Origin of the sequence: Paenibacillus sedimenti (assembly GCF_014534655.1) — a bacterium.
Lineage (GTDB): Bacteria > Bacillota > Bacilli > Paenibacillales > NBRC-103111 > Paenibacillus_E > Paenibacillus_E sedimenti.
The window spans coordinates 1-375 of the sequence record NZ_JACVVD010000061.1 but is presented as its reverse complement, the minus strand read 5'-3'; the positions used below and the strand labels follow the sequence as shown (position 1 = coordinate 375).

The 375-nt window shown below is 46.7% G+C and carries 2 rRNA genes; both read left to right on the top strand.

The window, feature by feature from the left end:
- Nucleotides 1–63, top strand: a 16S ribosomal RNA gene (locus ICC18_RS33430); the annotation flags it as partial.
- A 201-nt stretch (nucleotides 64–264) separates the two neighbouring features.
- Nucleotides 265–375: ribosomal RNA gene (locus ICC18_RS33425) — 23S ribosomal RNA — on the top strand; the annotation flags it as partial.

Sequence of the window (375 nt, the reverse complement as noted above, 5' to 3'; positions counted from 1 at the left end):
ATGATTGGGGTGAAGTCGTAACAAGGTAGCCGTATCGGAAGGTGCGGCTGGATCACCTCCTTTCTATGGAGACTCGGCTCTGCGATGAGCCAGTCAAGTGCGCAAGCACAAACAGCTTCTTTCACTCGTGTTCAGTTTTGAAAGGTCAATCCTTTCAAAATCTTGTTCCTTGAAAACTAGATAACGAAACGAAACGTAAAGCGTGAAACTTAGAAATCTTTATCGACATTTGTGTTAAGCAAATGAAGAAAGCAATTTTTAGCTGGTTAAGCTAATAAGAGCACACGGAGGATGCCTAGGCGCTAGGAGCCGAAGAAGGACGTGGCGAACGACGAAATGCCTCGGGGAGCCGTAAGCAGGCTTTGATCCGGGGAT